This is a genomic window from Marinobacter nanhaiticus D15-8W, from assembly GCF_036511935.1.
GTDB classification, from domain to species: domain Bacteria; phylum Pseudomonadota; class Gammaproteobacteria; order Pseudomonadales; family Oleiphilaceae; genus Marinobacter_A; species Marinobacter_A nanhaiticus.
The window spans coordinates 1,624,194-1,641,988 of the sequence record NZ_AP028878.1 but is presented as its reverse complement, the minus strand read 5'-3'; the positions used below and the strand labels follow the sequence as shown (position 1 = coordinate 1,641,988).

At 60.3% G+C, this 17,795-nt stretch carries 24 protein-coding genes; 12 read left to right on the top strand and 12 right to left on the bottom strand.

The genetic code is table 11. The features are described from left to right. Position 1 precedes the first annotated feature (1 nt). From RE428_RS07425 to RE428_RS07405, 5 genes are read left to right on the top strand one after another with little or no spacing between them, the layout of a single operon-like run. The gene (locus RE428_RS07425; RefSeq protein ID WP_004581358.1) at positions 2-370 is read left to right on the top strand and encodes a Na+/H+ antiporter subunit C; all 369 of its coding nucleotides are present in this window, start codon (positions 2-4) and stop codon (positions 368-370) included. After that, positions 367-1,890: a monovalent cation/H+ antiporter subunit D gene (locus RE428_RS07420; RefSeq protein WP_004581357.1), complete on the top strand. Its 1,524-nt coding sequence runs from the start codon at positions 367-369 to the stop codon at positions 1,888-1,890. Before RE428_RS07425 ends, RE428_RS07420 begins: the two co-directional genes overlap by 4 nt. Continuing rightward, complete coding sequence (locus RE428_RS07415; protein WP_004581356.1) at positions 1,887-2,378, top strand: Na+/H+ antiporter subunit E; 492 nt, start codon at positions 1,887-1,889, stop codon at positions 2,376-2,378. The genes RE428_RS07420 and RE428_RS07415 overlap by 4 nt, the downstream gene beginning before the upstream one ends. Continuing rightward, positions 2,375-2,644 carry a K+/H+ antiporter subunit F gene (locus RE428_RS07410; RefSeq protein ID WP_004581355.1) on the top strand — a complete coding sequence of 90 codons (270 nt, stop codon included), beginning with the start codon at positions 2,375-2,377 and terminating at the stop codon, positions 2,642-2,644. The genes RE428_RS07415 and RE428_RS07410 overlap by 4 nt, the downstream gene beginning before the upstream one ends. Before the next feature lie 14 nt (positions 2,645-2,658). Next, on the top strand, positions 2,659-2,991 hold the full coding sequence (locus RE428_RS07405; RefSeq protein WP_004581354.1) for a Na+/H+ antiporter subunit G: 333 nt from the start codon (positions 2,659-2,661) through the stop codon (positions 2,989-2,991). A gap of 11 nt (positions 2,992-3,002) precedes the next feature. Here RE428_RS07405 and RE428_RS07400 read toward each other — a convergent pair whose 3' ends face one another. After that, positions 3,003-3,515, bottom strand: coding sequence for a DUF4112 domain-containing protein (locus tag RE428_RS07400; protein ID WP_004581353.1), 513 nt, complete (start codon positions 3,513-3,515; stop codon positions 3,003-3,005). A gap of 65 nt (positions 3,516-3,580) precedes the next feature. On the opposite strand from RE428_RS07400, the gene ppnP reads away from it, so the two are divergent. From ppnP to RE428_RS07380, 4 genes are all read left to right on the top strand, one after another. Continuing rightward, positions 3,581-3,862, top strand: a complete 282-nt coding sequence (gene ppnP / locus RE428_RS07395; RefSeq protein ID WP_004581352.1) for a pyrimidine/purine nucleoside phosphorylase — start codon at positions 3,581-3,583, stop codon at positions 3,860-3,862. 213 nt (positions 3,863-4,075) lie between these two features. Further along, a complete protein-coding gene (locus RE428_RS07390; RefSeq protein ID WP_004581351.1) occupies positions 4,076-5,719 on the top strand; it encodes a fatty acid--CoA ligase in 1,644 nt (547 codons plus the stop codon). Between the two features lie 273 nt (positions 5,720-5,992). Further along, complete coding sequence (locus RE428_RS07385) at positions 5,993-6,520, top strand: DUF2780 domain-containing protein (RefSeq protein WP_004581350.1); 528 nt, start codon at positions 5,993-5,995, stop codon at positions 6,518-6,520. Then, on the top strand, positions 6,517-6,993 hold the full coding sequence (locus RE428_RS07380; RefSeq protein ID WP_004581349.1) for a DUF4442 domain-containing protein: 477 nt from the start codon (positions 6,517-6,519) through the stop codon (positions 6,991-6,993). Before RE428_RS07385 ends, RE428_RS07380 begins: the two co-directional genes overlap by 4 nt. Positions 6,994-6,996: 3 nt before the next feature. Here RE428_RS07380 and RE428_RS07375 read toward each other — a convergent pair whose 3' ends face one another. The 9 genes from RE428_RS07375 to RE428_RS07335 form a co-directional block, all read right to left on the bottom strand. After that, positions 6,997-7,446: a hypothetical protein gene (locus RE428_RS07375; RefSeq protein ID WP_004581348.1), complete on the bottom strand. Its 450-nt coding sequence runs from the start codon at positions 7,444-7,446 to the stop codon at positions 6,997-6,999. Further along, positions 7,427-8,101, bottom strand: coding sequence for a glutathione S-transferase family protein (locus RE428_RS07370; RefSeq protein ID WP_004581347.1), 675 nt, complete (start codon positions 8,099-8,101; stop codon positions 7,427-7,429). The genes RE428_RS07375 and RE428_RS07370 overlap by 20 nt, the downstream gene beginning before the upstream one ends. A 217-nt stretch (positions 8,102-8,318) precedes the next feature. Beyond that, on the bottom strand, positions 8,319-9,263 hold the full coding sequence (locus tag RE428_RS07365) for a DMT family transporter (protein ID WP_004581346.1): 945 nt from the start codon (positions 9,261-9,263) through the stop codon (positions 8,319-8,321). A 103-nt stretch (positions 9,264-9,366) separates the two neighbouring features. Beyond that, entirely contained in the window at positions 9,367-10,620 is a 1,254-nt protein-coding gene (locus RE428_RS07360; protein WP_004581345.1) for a D-amino acid dehydrogenase, read from the bottom strand. A 62-nt stretch (positions 10,621-10,682) separates the two neighbouring features. Beyond that, the gene (locus tag RE428_RS07355) at positions 10,683-11,429 is read right to left on the bottom strand and encodes a glutathione S-transferase family protein (protein WP_004581344.1); all 747 of its coding nucleotides are present in this window, start codon (positions 11,427-11,429) and stop codon (positions 10,683-10,685) included. A 121-nt stretch (positions 11,430-11,550) separates the two neighbouring features. After that, the gene (locus RE428_RS07350; RefSeq protein ID WP_004581343.1) at positions 11,551-11,907 is read right to left on the bottom strand and encodes a translation initiation factor Sui1; all 357 of its coding nucleotides are present in this window, start codon (positions 11,905-11,907) and stop codon (positions 11,551-11,553) included. A 61-nt stretch (positions 11,908-11,968) separates the two neighbouring features. Then, on the bottom strand, positions 11,969-12,319 hold the full coding sequence (locus RE428_RS07345) for a putative signal transducing protein (RefSeq protein ID WP_004581342.1): 351 nt from the start codon (positions 12,317-12,319) through the stop codon (positions 11,969-11,971). Positions 12,320-12,330: 11 nt separating this feature from the next. Further along, positions 12,331-12,852, bottom strand: coding sequence for a DUF4136 domain-containing protein (locus RE428_RS07340; RefSeq protein ID WP_004581341.1), 522 nt, complete (start codon positions 12,850-12,852; stop codon positions 12,331-12,333). A gap of 77 nt (positions 12,853-12,929) precedes the next feature. Then, the gene (locus RE428_RS07335; RefSeq protein ID WP_004581340.1) at positions 12,930-13,571 is read right to left on the bottom strand and encodes a YigZ family protein; all 642 of its coding nucleotides are present in this window, start codon (positions 13,569-13,571) and stop codon (positions 12,930-12,932) included. Between the two features lie 101 nt (positions 13,572-13,672). On the opposite strand from RE428_RS07335, the gene RE428_RS07330 reads away from it, so the two are divergent. Further along, a complete protein-coding gene (locus RE428_RS07330) occupies positions 13,673-13,891 on the top strand; it encodes a hypothetical protein (protein WP_004581339.1) in 219 nt (72 codons plus the stop codon). Here the strand turns inward: RE428_RS07330 and RE428_RS07325 are convergent. Further along, positions 13,844-15,133 carry a sensor histidine kinase gene (locus RE428_RS07325; protein WP_004581338.1) on the bottom strand — a complete coding sequence of 430 codons (1,290 nt, stop codon included), beginning with the start codon at positions 15,131-15,133 and terminating at the stop codon, positions 13,844-13,846. The genes RE428_RS07330 and RE428_RS07325 overlap by 48 nt on opposite strands. Further along, complete coding sequence (locus RE428_RS07320) at positions 15,130-15,816, bottom strand: response regulator transcription factor (RefSeq protein WP_004581337.1); 687 nt, start codon at positions 15,814-15,816, stop codon at positions 15,130-15,132. The genes RE428_RS07325 and RE428_RS07320 overlap by 4 nt, the downstream gene beginning before the upstream one ends. Before the next feature lie 179 nt (positions 15,817-15,995). On the opposite strand from RE428_RS07320, the gene RE428_RS07315 reads away from it, so the two are divergent. Next, entirely contained in the window at positions 15,996-16,535 is a 540-nt protein-coding gene (locus RE428_RS07315; protein ID WP_004581336.1) for a Spy/CpxP family protein refolding chaperone, read from the top strand. Positions 16,536-16,614: 79 nt separating this feature from the next. Continuing rightward, positions 16,615-17,784, top strand: coding sequence for a GNAT family N-acetyltransferase (locus RE428_RS07310; RefSeq protein ID WP_004581335.1), 1,170 nt, complete (start codon positions 16,615-16,617; stop codon positions 17,782-17,784). Positions 17,785-17,795 lie beyond the last annotated feature (11 nt).

The window sequence follows — 17,795 nt, the reverse complement described above, 5'->3', positions numbered from 1 at the left end:
CATGGAAATCATGTTTGCACTGGTGATTGGCGCCCTTACGGCGTCGGGGGTTTACCTGATCTTGCGAGCGCGCAGTTTCCCGGTAGTGGTTGGGCTGACGATGCTGTCATACGCTGTCAACCTGTTCCTGTTTTCCACCGGTCGCCTGGCTACCGGCGCCGCGCCGATTATCGGCCACGTGGAGAACTATACCGATCCCCTGCCCCAGGCTCTCGTGCTGACAGCCATCGTGATCGGGTTTGCCATGACGGCCTTTGTAGTCGTTCTCGCGCTTCGTGCACACGCCGACGCCGGCGATGACCACGTCGACGGGCGTATCGACTACGAAGAACCCAAACAGGAAGAAACATCGTCGGAGGAGGTCAAATGAATCACTGGTTGGCCGCCCCCATCCTGTTGCCGTTATTGGGAGGGATCCTCCAGATCTTCATGAGTTTCGCGCCGCTGGGGCTGCGCCGCGTGCTCGGCCTGGCAACCACCACACTGATCCTGGTGATATCCCTCGGCCTGGTCTTGCTAGCCGATGACGGAAGTTACCGCATCTATGCTTTCGGTAACTGGGCACCGCCCTTCGGCATCGTGCTGGTGCTGGATCGTCTGTCGGCGATCATGGTCTTTATCACGGCGTTCCTGGCCCTGTTCTGCCATATCTATTCGATTCGCGGCACCGATGCGGTGGGGCGGCACTTCCATGCGTTGTTCCTGTTCCAGATCATGGGCCTGAACATAGCTTTCCTCACCGGCGACCTCTTCAACCTTTTCGTCGCTTTCGAAGTACTGCTGATCGCGTCCTACGGATTGCTGATGCATGGCGGAGGCTCGGTTCGTTCCATCCCGGGTCTGCACTATGTCGTGCTTAACCTGGTAGGTTCGGCCCTGTTCCTGATCGGTGTAGGCATGCTCTATAGCGTGACCGGAACGCTGAACATGGCCGACCTGGCGCTGGCTGTACGGGATGTCGATCCCAACGACCTGCCGTTGGTTGAATCCGGCGGCATGATTCTATTGGTGGTATTCGCCCTGAAGGCGGCCATCCTGCCCCTGTGTTTCTGGCTGCCACAGGCCTACGCAGCCGCGACCGCACCTGTAGCCGCGCTGTTCGCCGTCATGACCAAGGTCGGCATCTACGCGATAGTCCGGGTCTACTCGCTCATCTTCGGAGCCGAGGGCGGGCCGGTGGCCAACCTGGGCATGGACTGGCTATTCCCACTAAGCCTGCTGACGATCGCCATGGGCGTGCTTGGTGCGGTGGGGGCCGACGGCCTGCGTAAACTGGTCGCCTGGCAGGTCATCATTTCCGTCGGCACCCTGATGGCGGCCATCAGCCTGGGAACGGCCCCAGCCACGTCCGCTGCGCTGTTCTACCTTGTGCATACCACCTGGATAACCGCTGGCCTGTTCCTGGTGGCCGACCTTATCGCCCGCCAGCGGGGAACGGCCGAAGACCGGATCGTGACCGCTCCACGCATGCGCAGCCGGACACTGCTGAGCATCCTGTTCCTGCTGGGAACCACCGCGGCTGCGGGGCTTCCTCCGCTCAGCGGTTTCTTCGCCAAGGTCCTGATCCTGGAATCGGTTAACACCGGCGTATCCATGGCCTGGGTATGGGGCGTCATTATCGTGGGTAGCTTCATGACAGTCGTAGCCTTCAGCCGTGCGGGCAGCATCGTGTTCTGGCGTAACGTTGAAGGCCACGTCAAGGATCCGGGCCGGTTGACGCTACCGGTGACCGTGTCGACGTCGGTACTGATCGGCATGAGTCTGGCAATCGTTGCCTTTGCCGGACCGATCACCGAGTACACCGACGCAGCCGCCCGCCAACTGCACACGCCGTCCATGTATATCGAAATCCTGCAGACCCCCATGGTCGGTGAGGAGGTTACCCAATGAACAGCCGCTTCGGTTTGCCCCACCCGGTCCTGAGCATCACCCTGTTTTTGGTCTGGCAGGCACTCAACAATGGCATCAGCGGCGCCAGCGTGGTCATGGGCCTGCTGCTCGCCTGGCTGCTGCCGCTGTTCACTCGCAATTTCTGGCCAGACAACCCGCACGTTCACCGGCCGCTGCGCTTCATGCTCTACGTGATACGGGTCATATGGGACATCATCGTCGCCAGCATCAACGTGGCGCTGATCGTCATCAATCCCAAGCGGCGACCCAAACCTGCGTTCGTGTCCTTTCCACTGGAGCTCAAACACCCATTGGCCATTTCCACCCTGGCCGGAACGATCTCGCTGACACCCGGCACGGTGAGCGCGGATATCAGCGACGACCAGACGCTGTTGCTGATCCACGTACTCGACGTGGGCGATGAAATGGAACTGATCGAAACCATCAAACGGAACTACGAACGGCCACTGGGGGAGATTTTCAAATGATCGAGATAGCCCTGCAGATTACGCTCGCCATGGTCACCCTGGCCGTTGTACTCAATATCTACCGTTTGATAAAAGGGCCCGACGCGCCGGACCGCATCCTGGCGCTGGACAGTCTCTATATCAACGCGATTGCACTGATCATCCTGCTGGGTATGACCCTGGGTTCGCGGATGTATATCGAATCCGCACTGCTGATTGCGGTGATGGGTTTCGTAGGCACGGTCGCATTGTCCAAACACCTCAAGCGCGGCAGCGTTATCGAATAGGTGGGAGAAAGAACATGTCCATCGTTATGGAAATTATTATTAGCGTATTGCTGGTCACAGGCGGTCTGTTTGCCCTGGCGGGCGCTATCGGCCTGGCACGACTGCCTGACTTCTACACCCGGCTGCATGGCCCGACCAAAGCCACGACCCTGGGCGTCGGCGGTATCGTGTTCAGCTCGGTGGTGTTCTTCTCGGTGAGTGAACGCACACTGGGCATCGAGGAAATACTGATCATGGTGTTCCTGTTCCTGACCGCGCCTATCAGCGCCAATATGATGGCCAAAGCCGCCATGCACCTGCGGATCGACCGGGTGGAAGGCACCCGGGGCAATCCTTGGGATCAGTGACGTAAAAAGACTCAGGCGCTGCCCGTCGCCATGAAGAGGGCGCGCCAGAGCATAACCAGCAAGAACAGCAACAGGGCGCCGAAAACCGCAATCAGCGCATATTGGAACCAGGGTTTGCGGCGCTTGCCCTCGGGCTCCAGGCGCTTTTCGATATGGCGCCGCAGCAGCGCAGCGTTGCGATTGTTGGCTTTCCAGTACAGGTCGAAGGCATCGCCAAACAGCGGCACCAGGCCGACCACGAACTCGACCAGCACATTGCCGGCCATCTTGACCACCTGCCGGGTGCCGGCGCCCAAGCGTACGGCTTCTGCCATCAGGTAAAGGGAGAGCATCAGGCCAGCCGCATCCCCGATCCCAGGCAAGAGGCCGATCAACGGGTCCAGCCCGAAGCGGATGCGGGTAAAGGGAATCCGGAACTGACTGTCAAGCAGCCGAGCCGAGCTGTCGAGACGCTCCAGGGCCTGCTCGAGTCGGGCGCGCTCAGCCGGATCGGTTGCCGGACCAGGGTGTTTTCCATCAGCCATAATTTTCATCCATGCCAAACAATTTTCCCGTATAGTAGGCCACCCTCGATTCAGGAGACATGACTATGTTGAAAGTGAACGAATACTTTGACGGCAAAGCCAAGTCCATCGCCTTCCAGACCTCGACGCTACCAGCTACCGTGGGCGTCATCAGCCCGGGCGAGTATGAGTTCGGTACCAGCAAGAAGGAAACCATGACCGTGATCAGCGGTGCACTGGAAGTCCTGCTGCCGGGCATGGATACCTGGATGACCTATGGTGCAGGCGAAACCTTCGATGTGGCAGGCCAGGCCAGCTTCAAGGCCAAGTCCGACGTCGACACGGCCTATCTCTGCACTTACGAATAAAGTCCGAACACCTGTCTCCGGCGGGGTGCCCGCCCTGCCGGCTTTATCCTTTCCTTCTCCTCTTAACACCTTTCTCCAATCTGCTGCCAAGCTCCAAATGCCTCCCTGAAGATAACGCTTTCGAGTGATTTGCCTTTTTCGTGAACTGTGTCAGATTACCTCTTACAACGAAAAACAAAATCCACTTCCGAAAAATGACGAGGTTGTTTCACGATGGCAGAGACAAAAATAATCCCGCCTGTCAGCAACGCCTATAGCTATCCCCTGCTGATCAAGCAACTGTTGCTTTCAGGACCACGCTACTCCCCGGACGAGAAGATCGTCTACGCCGACCGCAGTGAATACACCTACCGCGAGCTGGTCGAACGTATCAACCGGCTGGCAAATATGCTGACCGAAGCCGGCGTCAAACCCGGTGATACCGTCGCCGTGCTGGACTGGGACACACCACGCTACCTGGAGTGTTTCTTTGCCATCCCGATGATCGGCGCCATCCTGCATACGGTGAACGTGCGACTGTCACCGGAGCAGATCGTCTACACCATGAACCACGCCGAAGACGACCTGGTCCTGGTCCACGACGACTTTGCACCGCTGCTGGAGAAAGTCAGCGACGACCTGCAGACGGTCAAGGGCTACATCCAGCTCACCGAGAACAGCCAGCCGGTGTCCACATCGCTCAAGTCACATGGCGAGTACGAAGCTCTGCTGGCGAAAGCCGAAGCGCATTTCGACTTCCCGGATTTCGACGAGAACAGCGTCGCCACCACCTTCTACACCACCGGGACCACCGGCAACCCGAAAGGTGTCTACTTCAGCCACCGCCAGCTGGTACTGCATACCATGGCCCAGGTGGGCAGTCTCGGGTTCAGCGACCAGATGCCCCTGATGCGCTCGTCCAGCGTCTACATGCCGGTTACCCCGATGTTCCACGTCCATGCCTGGGGCGTTCCCTATGCCGCCACCATGATGGGCATCAAGCAGGTCTACCCGGGCCGTTACGAGCCGGAGCTACTGGTCGACCTGCTGAAGAAACACAAGGTCACCTTCTCCCATTGCGTACCCACCATTATGCAGATGATGCTGGCGACCGAGTCCATCAAGACCGCGGACCTGAGCAATTGGCATGTCCTGATCGGTGGCAGCGCACTCACCGAAGGCCTGTGCAATGCCGGCGCCAAGCTCGGCATCCGCATGTATACCGGTTATGGCATGTCGGAGACCTGTCCACTGCTCTGCTCTACCCACCTGACCGAAGACGACGTCAAACTGCCCCTGGAAGAACAGACCGACAGGCGCACCAAGACCGGCGTCGCAGTGCCCATGGTGGATCTGCAGGTCATCGACGCCGACGGCAACATGCTCCCGCATGACGGCAAGTCGAAAGGTGAAGTGGTCGCCCGTGCGCCGTGGCTGACCCAGGGCTACCTGAAGGAGCCAGAGAAAGGCGAAGCCCTTTGGGAAGGCGGTTGGCTGCATACCGGTGACGTGGCCACCATCGAGCCAGACAGCACGCTGGTCATTCGCGACCGCATCAAGGATGTGATCAAGACGGGCGGCGAATGGTTGTCCTCGCTGGATCTGGAAAACCTGATCAGCCAGCATCCAGCCGTGGCGGCAACCGCTGTTGTTGGCGTGCCTGACGACAAATGGGGCGAGCGTCCGCATGCCCTGGTGGTATTGGCACCAGGCGAGGACGTAACGATCGAGGATATCCAGAAACACCTGCAGCAGTTCGTCGACAGCGGCGAGATCAACAAGTGGGCCATCCCCCAGCAGATCGACTTCGTCGACGATATCCCCAAGACCAGTGTGGGCAAGATCAACAAGAAACAGATCCGCGACCAACTCCACTGAGCCACCGGCTGGCACTGCGCCTGCGGTGCCAGCCGACCGTTCGAGCTCTGGCGAACGAACCCCTGATTGAAACAAACATCTGGTTAAAACGAACATCTGGTCAAATCAAAGGTGCCCTAAATCACTTCCTGTCGTAACCGTAACCGCTTGATCTTTAAAAGTGCTGGCAGCGCCACTATTTATTAGTAAATTATTTTTCGTGATTGCAAAGGGCTTTTTTAAGGAACCTTCGATTAAGTCCTCCGCCCCATTCCACTGTCAGCCGGAGTCACCATGAATACCATCGTCAAACGTTTCCTCATCGTGTCGAGTCTCTACCTGCTGGCCCCATCGGTTGGCGCGCTCGACCTGGGCAACAAACTGAATTCCGGCGCCTTGCTGGTGCCCGAGAAAGAGGTGTCCGTAAGCGGCGAAGCCCAATCCCTGGTAGACGACCTGCAGGATCAACTTGGCGTCACCCGCACCCAGGCCGCGGGTGGTGCAGGCGCAATGTTCCAGTTCGCCAGGAATGAACTGGATCCGGCCCAGTTCGGTACGCTTTCCGATCAGGTCTCGGGCCTTGGTAGCCTGCTGGGGGGCGGTAGCGGCAGTCAGTCCCAGGGGCTGATGGCATCCGCCCTGTCCGGCATTTCGTCTATGGAAGGCCTCGAGAAAGCATTTAGTGCGCTGGGCCTACAGGAAGGTGCGGTCGAACAGTTCGCCCCGGTTATCCTGGACTTCCTCAAGAAACAGGGGCTCAGCGGCGACCTCTTGGGCAGTCTGACGTCACTCTGGACCCCGGCGGGTATGCAACCGCAATGACCCGCACCATTCGAAAACTCTTTGCCTCCGCCCGTGGACTGCAGCGGGCGCTGAACGTCTTTGGTCCGTACCTGGGCGCCGGTATCACGGTCAGACACCTGGCCCCGGACTTCAGCGAGGCCATCGTGGAAATGAAACTCCACTGGTACAACACCAACTACGTGGGCACTCACTTCGGCGGCTCGCTCTACAGCATGACCGATCCGATGTACATGCTGCTGCTGATGAACCGGTTGGGAAACGAATACATCGTCTGGGACAAGGCCGCCAGCATCGATTTCCTGAAACCCGGAAAGGGCAAAGTCACCGCTCACTTCGTACTTTCGGACGAAGTCGTGGAGAACATCAAGACCCAGACCGCGAATGGCGACAAAGTCCTGCCCGAGTGGGCAGTGGATGTCCTGGACGAATCGGGAGAGATTGTCGCACGGGTCCATAAGACGCTTTATGTCCGCAGGAAACGCCCTTCCTGAGGCTTACTGGCCGGGCGCGTCCCCGGTAATACTCGATTCCAGGCGTTGTCCCAGGATCCGCCCGATGATCTGCCGGCGGGTCTGCAGAGCTGCATTCGACGCATGCAGGCGGGCCCGGTTGCGGGCGTCGTCGCGACCTGAACTGGACACGACTGCAGTGAAATAGTGGGTCACCGCTGTCTCATACCCCTTATAGACACTCTCACAGGCGCCCTGGGCAGCTTCGGCGATGTCTGCGGGCGGAGCCGACAACACCTGCACGTATGGATCGGATTCAGCCACCATGCAGTCCTGGTAGGCCCCAAATGCCGCCTGCAGGTTGCCCTGGAGATCCTCCTGCTGCTGTTTCGACAAGTCCGGCTGCATCGCCGCGCAGCCCGCCAGCAGGCCGACCGCGGCGACAAGCGTTACCGTGTGGCCGGCCGGCCATCCATTACGGTTTTGCAAAATCATACTCGCCTCCTCGCTCCAGGGCGCGCTGATAGGCCGGCAGTGCCTGGAAGCGTTTGACGTAGTTACGGATCTTCGGTCTGTTGCGCCCTACGATCCCCCGCGCCAACGATGCTTCCAGAGGGAAGCTCATCTGGATATCCGCAGCGCTGAACTTGTCGCCCAGGAACCACTCGTTCTTCGCCAGGTGGCCCTCGACGAAATCCATATGGGTCTTGATCTGGGGTCCGATAAAGGCCTCGTTGGTCCTGTCCGCGATGCCCTTGGCAACCGGCTTCACGAAGAACGGCATGGGGTTGGTCTTCACCTTTTCGAACACCAGCCGCAGTAATAACGGTGGCATCAACGACCCTTCGGCATAGTGTAACCAGTAGGTGTAATCAATCCACTGCTGGGTGCCGCGTTCAGGCAGCATGGTCTCGGGACCGTAGGTGTGCGCCAGGTAATCGATGATGGCACCGGACTCAGCGATGGTCATATCGCCATCGGTAAGCACCGGCGCCTTACCCAGCGGATGAACCTCTTTCAGGCTTTCCGGCGCCTGCATGGTCTTGGGATCGCGCTGGTAACGTTTGATCTCGTAAGGCACCCCGAGTTCTTCCAACATCCATAGAATGCGCTGTGAGCGGGAATTATTGAGGTGGTGGACGGTGATCATCTGGCTCTCCCTGTGATGATTGCAACCTGTGATGACTTCAATACGCGCCGTTGGGGCCGCGGAAAGGCTTCACTGTACGCAATGCCAAGCGGGTTCGCGACCTTTGGTTTACCACCCTTTGATTTTCCGAACCCCTTGATTTACTGGGACCGTTGATTTGTCAGCCCCCCAATCACCCATTCGAAGGGCAACAGACAGTGGATCACTTCCGGGATACCTATCGTGCCGGCGTGGTGGCCGCTGGTGCCGGTCGCCGCGAAAGGATCACCAAGGCAATACCGCCAAGAATAATCACGGCCGAGACCACCAGTCGTACCGTAACCGGCTCGGCCAACAGCGCCACCCCGAAAGCCGCGGCAATAACCGGGACCGACAACTGCACGCTGGCTGCCCGCGTGGCCGTCAACCCCGACAACGCGGTATACCAGATGGCGTAGCCGATGGCCGAAGCCACCGCACCGGACAGCATAGCCAGCACCACCCCATGCAAGTCCACCTCCCACATCGGGATGGCCAGCAACAAGGCCACCAAGGCCATGGGCACGGAGCGCAGGAAGTTGTCCGACGACACCACCAATGGCTGGCTGACACCCCGCCCGCGCAAGGAGTAGACACCCCAGGCCACCCCAGCCAGGGCCATCAGTAAGGCCCCGGTCAGCGACGGCGCGGTAACGCCCGGGGACAGGAGATACACCAGGCCGCCAACGGCCATGACCGTGCCGGTCCATTGCAGGACTGAGGGCCGCTCGCCCTTGACCAGTCCCCAGCCAATCATGGTCAGCTGCACCAGTCCAAACAGGATCAGCGCACCGGTCCCGGTATCCAATGACAGGTAGGCGTAGGAAAAGCAGATGGCATACAGAAACAGCATGGCGCCGGAGAACCAACTGCCCCGGTCTTCCGAAGATGGACGCCCTACCCTGATCCACACCAGGCCCCAAAGCATCGCCGCACCGGAAACCAGGCGAATGAAGGTAAAGCTCGCGGCGTCGATATTGCCGGTATCCAGCGCCATGCGTCCCAGCACGGAGTTGGCGGCGAAGGCCAGCATGGCCAGGGTAGTCAGGACCACGATGCGCAGTGCGCCGGAATCAGACACGCCGGTTCTCCTCAGGTTGTTGTTTTCTTCGAATTGGTTGTTGTTATTTTCGAATCCGCTCATTACGTTCTTCGGATACGGTTAATGCCTTGTTCCCGATAAAGCTAGCAGCTCGGGCCGTCAGGAAAATAGGACTTTCGTTCCCCCCGGCACGATCACGTCATCCTCAGCTATGGGTGAAGGCAAAGTCGACATCAGGCTTCCGCCCGCCAACGATGTCCGCCAGCGCTGATGCCGACCCACAGGCATGCGTCCATCCGAGTGTGCCATGGCCGGTGTTCAGGTAGAGATTACGCAGCCGGCTACGGCCGATATAGGGCACATTGGACGGCGTCGTGGGCCGTAACCCGGTCCAGTACTGCGCCTGGCCCCACACCCCGGCCTCGGGCATCAGCTGAGATACACGGCGCACGATAGCCCGACAGCGTTTCAGGTCCAGATCGCGGCTGTAGCCCCCGAATTCCGCTGTCCCTGCAACCCGGAGGCGATCTCCCAAACGGGAATAGACCAACTTGTACTGGTCGTCGATCAGACTCACGCTGTAGGCTGCGGCCTCGTTACGAACCGGTACGGTGATGGAATAACCCTTGGCCGGGTAGATCTGTAACCGGATACCCAACTGACGGGCCAGCAAGGCACTATTGCAGCCCAGAGCCAGCACATAGCCGTCGGCCTTCAGGGTTCGATGGACACCTTCCCGGATCACCCGCACGCCGGTCAGTTCGCTGCTGTTCGACTCAAGGCCGACGATGTCCGTGCCATACAGGAAGGTGACGCCGGCCGCCGCTGCCTTGATGGCCAGTGCCTGGGTAAAGGCATGGGCATCGCCGGACTCATCCTCTGCGGTGTAGGTGGCCCCGACGATACGGTCCCTGGCTGGCTTCAAGGCGGGCTCCAGCGCCACCGCTCTATCGGTGTCGATCATCTCCCGCCGGCAGCCCAGTTCCCGCATCCGGCGCGCCGGTTCCCGGGCATTATCGAATTCCTTGTGGTCGGTATAGATATGCAGGATGCCCCGCACCAGCTGGTCGTATTCCAGCCCGGTCTCCTCCCGCAAAGCCTGGAGCCGGGCGCGGCTATAGCTGCCCAGGTTCACCATCTGGCGCAGGTTGTAGCGCGCCCGCTCGGCCGTACATTGGCGCAGGAAGTGTAAGCCCCAGAGCCACTGGGCCGGATCCAGACGTGGCCGGAACAGCAACGGCGCCTCGGGCTGGTTGAGCCATTTCAATATCTTCAACGGTGTCCCGGGATTGGCCCAGGGTTCAGCATGGGAGACGGAAATCTGGCCACCATTGGCAAAGCTGGTTTCCAGGGCAGCGGCAGGCTGTCGATCGATCACAGTCACCTCGTGACCCGCCCGCCTCAGGTACCAGGCGCTTGTGGTTCCCACAACACCAGCGCCGAGGACCAGGATGTGCATCAAGTCGCTCCTTGTCGGATTAATTCAGTTCTTTAAATCAGGCAGGATGGTTCAAGGACGGTTCAGCAACGATGTTTACGATAGATTTCCCGCACCCAATCCAGGGTCGGGCGACCTTCGAAAGCAGCCAGGAAATCCTTCATCGCCTGGGGCTGTTCGCCGGGAAGCTGGAATGGCGCTTCCGGTGGCTGCGCCAGCGGCCCCAGCAACGCGGCGACGGCCAAGTCGGCCACGGAAAACCGGTTCCCCACGAGGTAGCCGGCTCCATCGCCCAAGCGGTTATCCAAATGGTCCAGGGCGGCAGTCAACCGCTCGAGACTGCGCTCATAGCCCCGTTCATTTATTCCCATTCCTTCCTTCATCGCCCGGATCACCACGGTCTGGCTGGTGCGGAAGGCCATGCGCCCTATGGCACTCTGGCCCTGGGTCAGGATCTCGAACATCAGGCGGCTGTCGTCGATTATGTGGAAGTAGGCTGTCCGCCGCAGGTGCGGTCCGATCTCGCGATCGGCATAGGCCTCCCAATCCAGCGCCTCTGCCAGAGCTTGCTCGTCTTCCGGGTAGAATGAAGGTGCCGATGGAAAGCGCTCCTCCAGGGTCTGGAGGATGGTCGCCGAGTTCGCAACGTAGCGCCCATCCAGCTTGAGGATCGGGACCTTGTTCTGACGTGTGCGACGAAAGGCCACCGGCATATGGAACAATGGTAGGAGGTTCCGGGTCTCGTACTGCAGGTGCTTGTGGTCCAACGCCCAGCGGACTTTCTCGCAGTAGTGGGACACGGGGAACTGGTACAGAACGGGCTTTGCCATACCTCACCTGACTTTTTATTGTAGGAAACCCAGTTTTAGGAAACCTGATTTTAGGAAGCCTAGTTTTTAGGCCGCCTTGTTTTCGGGGAACTTCTGATTGAATCCCGGCCACTCCGGGCTATCAGCCGCCGGCCTTCTTGACCGTCCAGCCCTTTTCCTGGAGCAGCGGCACCAACAGCTCACGATGATCGCCCTGGATTTCCACGACCCCGTCCTTGACCGTACCCCCGGTGCCACATTTGGCCTTCAGGGTTTTTGCATAATCCTTCAGGTCCTTACCGGCCAACGGGATGCCCGTAATCAGGGTCACGCCCTTACCCTTGCGCCCCTTGGTTTCCCTGCTCACCCTCACGATGCCGTCGCCGGGCGGCGCCTGGGCTTCGCCGCAACGGCAGGCTTCGACCGGCTCGCGACAATCCGGGCACATGCGGCCCTGGTCGGTTGAAAATACCAGGCCACCGGTGGATCGCTTCTTCAAACTGTAACTCCTCAATTCCCAAAACAGCGTACTGGCCAACGATAATCGTCCGCCAAGCGGCTCAGGATCCAATAAACCAGAACAGGAAAGCAAGGAAGAATCCACGCCGGTAACGGGGATCAGCCAATCGCGTCAGACGCGGAGCCTCGCCGGTCTCCCGCGATGCCAGGCCGGGCGCGATGGATTCGTCCACCAGGTCGGAACGGTCCTCCGCCAGCACGGCCTGGGCACGGGGCACATCCGCTTCGTCGACCTGGAGGCGCACCCCGCCCATGGCATCGGAGTAGAGCCACTGCATATTGATCGTATGTTCGTCGACGACCATCGCATGGATACCTTCGGACTCCAGCCGCGAACGCGCGACATGGGCCTCGAACGGCAATGAATAGCGAGCAACAGTGACCCAGCTCATAGGCGACAGCTTCAGCTTGGTGGATAACGATCAAACATGGCGGTAACCACCTCATCAATCAACTCGATGCGATCCTCCGGGGACTGACTCTCATCGAGATAACGACGACTCACGCCACGCCAGACAACGCGCTCGGAGGTGCGGTCCACCAACTCGACAACAAGTTTGCCCTGCTTCACTTCGCGCACATCCGGCGGCGTGGACAGACCAAAGCCGAAGTTGCCCCGTCCCAGGCCGAAGCCATAGGTAAACCCTCTGGTCTCCAACTTCTCGGCATCCTCAACGCGATAGGACACCAGCAGATCCGCAGCATCCGGTTCAGCCTGGGTCAGCGACTCGCCCCGCATCTCACGCTGGATCGCATTCTCGACCCGCGCGCCGTCCAGGCTCAGGAAACCGCTCTTTCCTTCGTTCGGTGCGAAGGCCCAGGTCTGGTAGTTGCCGAAAGAGGCACCGGCATCGTAATCGGTGTGAACGATACTGGCACAGCCCGAAACCAGGCCCAGCAACATCACCAAGATCAGGTAGCGCATAGACTTCTACTCCTCCGTCGGTTTCGAAAATTCCAGGAACTCAAAATCCCAAGAATCTGGTCGGCATACGAACACGCTCAATCCTCGGAGGCACCGGTTTCGACCGTGGGCAGGCTAATACCCGCGGCACGGCAGAAAGCAATGAAGGCGGCATGATGATCCTCGGGGACCAAAACCCGCATCGTCACACTTTCACCATAGTCCACACCGGTCACCTCCGCCTCATGCTGCTCGCACCAATGGCGCACAGGCTGCTCCAGGGCAAAATCCAGGTCCAGCGACAAGCCGCGCATCGGCCGCTGGGTCTTCCTTGGCACATCCGATAGCACCGCCTCCGTGGTGCCGGCGTAGGCTCGCACCAGCCCGCCTGCCCCAAGCTTGATGCCTCCGAAGTAGCGGATCACGACGACCATGATATCGCCCATGTCCTTGTGCTGGATCACATTCAGTATCGGCTTGCCCGCCGTACCGGAGGGCTCGCCATCGTCATTCATTGCCGCCTGGGTTGCGGCGCCGGGGCGACCGATCTGGTACGCCCAGCAATGGTGGCGGGCATCTGGAAAATCGACCCGGGCCTGCTCCAGGAAAGCCATCGCCTCGTCCCGGGAACTCACGGCTTTCACCCTGGCGATAAACCGGCTTTTCTTGATCTCGATTTCCCGCTCTATCGATTCCGCCGGAATGGGGTAATCTTTCGTTGTAAGGTCGTCTTTATTCACTTAGACAGCCGTTTTGCATGAGTTCCGCTCGGTTGATCGACGATAGAGTTAACTAGGGCGCCTTCGATAATTCAGCTTATCAAGGACTTGGAGGAAGGAACATGAGCCGTTCGGTGCAACAGGATGACGAAGAGTTCACGCAACGGGCGGGTACAGCGAGCCCGGTAAAGGTCATCAAGGCCGGTTGCGGCATCCGCTTCGGTGAAGACGAACTGGCCGAAGGTATCGACTTCTCGGGCGTCGAACGCCTGAAACCCGATACCGATTCGCCTTCAGGTGAAGACCGGCCAGTCGAGCCGCACGACAAGTCCGCCCGCTGAGCCATTCTCGGCGGCAATCCGCCCATCGTGGGCCTGCATGATATCCCGCGCGATCGCCAGGCCCAGCCCCCAGCCTTTGCCACCCCGGGCCTGGTCGGAGCGGAAGAACGGCTCGAACAAGTTGGGCAGATCGGATTCCGGCACGCCAGGGCCCTGATCCGCGATCTCACATGTCAGCCACTTACCCGCGACCACCAGGTGCAGGTTGACGACACGCCCGGGCGGCGTATGGTCGAGGGCATTCTGCAGCACATTATCCAGCGCTCGATGGATCAGGCTGGCATCCCCCAGGACCGTCGCGCGGCGGGCGCCTTCGGCGACTTCCAGCTTGCAATCGACCCGGTTCTGCTCCGCGTAGTCGGCCGCCCCCTGCAACACATCGTTGAGAACCTTGGTCATATTCACCGGCTCCTGGGCCATCGATTGCCCCTTGGCGCCCAGCCGGTGCAACGTCAGGATCTGGGCCGTCATGGCCTCCAGACGTTCGTTCTGGCGCAGGATCGAATCCATGATGTCCGGATCGTCGACGCTGTCCCTCGCCAATTCAATGGCCACGCGCTGCCGCGCAAGCGGAGTACGCAGGTCGTGGGAAATGTCCCGCAAGAGTTGTTGCTGGCGTTCCAGCAACTGGCACAGGCGGTCGGTCATCGCATTAAAGGCCTGGGCCAGCGCGCCGATCTCATCCCGTCGATTGGCGACGGCATTCCGAACCCGCAGGCCGGTATCGCCCTTGGCGATGGCACGGGCCGTGCCCTCCATATCCCGCAGCGGCCGGCTGATACGGCGCGCAATCCACCAGCAGGCCAGGGTAATCAGGATGAACGTCAGACCCAGCTCGAACGAGCGGAAAAGGCGAGGATCAAGCCAGCCGTCGCTGCCGGCCCGGGGCCAGACCACGAGCCGGTGGCCTTCCGGTGCGTCGATAACGGCCGGTCGCTGGGGCTGGAATCCGGGACGGTGGCGATCACGCATTTCTTCGCCTTCGATCAGGAACAGGTGCAACCGCTCCCGCTCACCCGCTTCCCGAAGCAGACGAAACGCCTGGCGTCGATCCCCTGCCTCCTTGATCGCCACCGCTTGGCTGGCTAGCTGCGCCAGGTCCTCGCGCTGTTCCAACTGGACCCGTTCCCGGCGCGCCCACTCCTGGATCGCGGCATTGCTCAACACCACCGCCAGGGCCATGGCGAACCAGATCAGGAAAAAGATGCGCCATGACAACGGCAGGAAAAAGCGCGACTTCATGCAGGTCTCCGATAGCTGTAGCCCAGCCCCCTGATCGTTTCGATGCGGGAGGATTCACCCTTGTCCAGCTTGCGTCGCAGGTTGCTCACATGCATGTCCAGGGTACGGTCGTGGGGTGTAAGGCGGCGCCCGAGCGCCCACTGCATCAGGTCGGTCTTGCGCACCACGGAACCGGCCCGGCTGATCAGTACCTGCAGGATTTCGTATTCGGTCGCCGTCAGCTCCACCGGCTGGTCGTCCTGGTAGACCCGGCGCTCATCCGGTTCGATACGCAGGTCGCCGATGGTCTGGGCGCGGGGCCCCTCCGTTTCCTGGTCCCAGGCAACGCGTCGCAGCGCGGCCTGGATACGGGCCACCAGTTCCCGGGGATTGCAAGGCTTGGGAATATAGTCATCGGCCCCGACCTCGAAGCCGACAATACGGTCGGTCTCCTCGCCACGGGCCGTCAGCAGGATCACCGGCAGGCGCGTGCGATACCGAAGCTGGCGCAAGACGTCGAGGCCGTTGATGTCCGGCAGCATGATATCCAGCACCACGAGATCGGCCAGTTCATCCTGGGCCAGTGCCAAACCGTCGTTACCCGTTGCGGCCTCGCGGACCACGAAACCCTGGCCGTTCAGGTAGCGCGCCAACAGGCCGCGGAGCTCCTCGTCGTCTTCGATCAGCAGAATACGATCCTGCACCCTATGTCCCAACCTTGCTCTATGCATCAGTGAACGGAGTCTATCACGCTCGTATCTGCGCACCCCGCCACCCTGCGCACTTTACCCAACCTTTACGTTGCCCTGACAGAACCTGACATTGAATTGGATAGTCTAGGGCCTGTTGATTCGAACTATCCCTAGCAATCAGGAGTACGCCCATGAAAGCGTTCAAACGATCCCGACTGATGATTCCCGCGGCCCTGACCGCCGCACTGGTTGCCAGCCCCCTGGCGTGGTCCCACGGTGGCCCCGGCGACTGGGAACGCGATCGCCCAGCAATGCACCATGACATGAAAGACCGCCGTGCCGAGATGCAGCATCGCTTCGACCACATGGCCGAACGGCTGAACCTCACCGAAGCGCAGCGCGACCAGATGCGCGACATCTTCAGGCAGGGTATGGAGCAGCGCAAGGCACGCTTCAAGGACATGCATGGCGGTGAGCGCCCCCATCTGATGACCGGCGACCCGGACAGCAGCGAGTACAAGGAAAGCCTGCAGGCCGCCGCAGACAAGGCTGCCGAAGCTGCCCGCGCCCGTGTCGAGGCTCGTGCCGAGCATTATCGCGCCATCTACAACGTGCTGAATGACGAACAGCGCGAGATCTGGGCCAAGATGCAGGCCGAACGCGAGGAAGATAGGAAAGAGATGCGTGAGCGAGGTTGGGGAAAAGGTCCGAAAGGTCCGCGTCACGACTGAAGCCATCCTCACCACGTGATCGAAACCGGCCAGTTAGCGTATGGTTAGAGGCTCACCAACCTGCGAGCCTGAACCGACAATGGCCGAATCCTCGACAACGACCGTCCCAGCCCTTCGCATCGAGTCCGTCGGCTCCATCGACGACATCAGCGAAGCGGACTGGGACGCGCTCAGCGGTACCGATAACCCGTTCCTGCGCCATGCGTTCTTCGCGGCGCTGGAGCGTAGTGGCTGCACAACCCGGCAGACCGGCTGGATACCCGCGCACCTGAAACTCATCCAGGGTGGAGAGCTGGTCGGCCTCATTCCTGCGTTCCGCAAGCTCCACTCCATGGGCGAGTACGTGTTCGACTGGGCCTGGGCAGACGCGTACGAGCGCTATGGCATGGACTACTACCCGAAGCTGCTGATGGCCGTGCCGTTCACGCCGTCCCAAGGTGCACGACTACTGCTCAAGCCCGAATTCCGCGAGCGGCTCCGCCCTGAAGATCTGCATGCCGCCCTGGATCAGGTCGCGGAAGCCCTCAGCTGCCACTCGTGGCACCTGCTGTTTCCCAACGCCCGGGACCAGTCGCTACTGGATCTCGACGGCCGGCTGCACCGGATCGGCTGCCAGTTCCACTGGTTCAACCGGGATTACCAGAGCTTCGACGATTTCCTGGCCACCCTCACCTCGCGCAAGCGCAAATCCATCCGCAAGGAGCGCAGGCAAGTCAGCGAACAGGGCATCGAGTTCCGGCACTTTCCGGCGCACGAACTGCCGGATCATGTGCTGGACGCCTTCTACGTGTTCTACCAGGCCACCTACCTCAAACGGGGCCAACGCCCCTACCTGAAAAGGGGTTTCTTCCAGGCCCTGAAGGAGAACCAGCCGGAACAGATGCATGTGGTCATGGCCGTAAAGGACGGTGAGATGATCGCCGGCGCGCTATTCCTGCTGGGGCAAGACACGCTCTACGGGCGCTACTGGGGCTGCCTGGAAGACTACCAGCACCTGCATTTCGAGACCTGCTACTACCAGGGCATCGAACTGGCCATCGACAAGGGCTTTCGCTGTTTCGATGCCGGGGCCCAGGGCGAGCACAAGCTGGTGCGCGGGTTCGAGCCGCAACTGACGCACTCGTGGCATTGGGTGGCGCACCCGGGGTTTGCCGAGGCGATCGAGCAGTTTACGTTGGATGAGGCGGAGGATGTGATCGATTATCGGGATGCGGCATTGGAAGCGTTGCCTTATCGGCAAGAGGAGTGATATGTATTCGG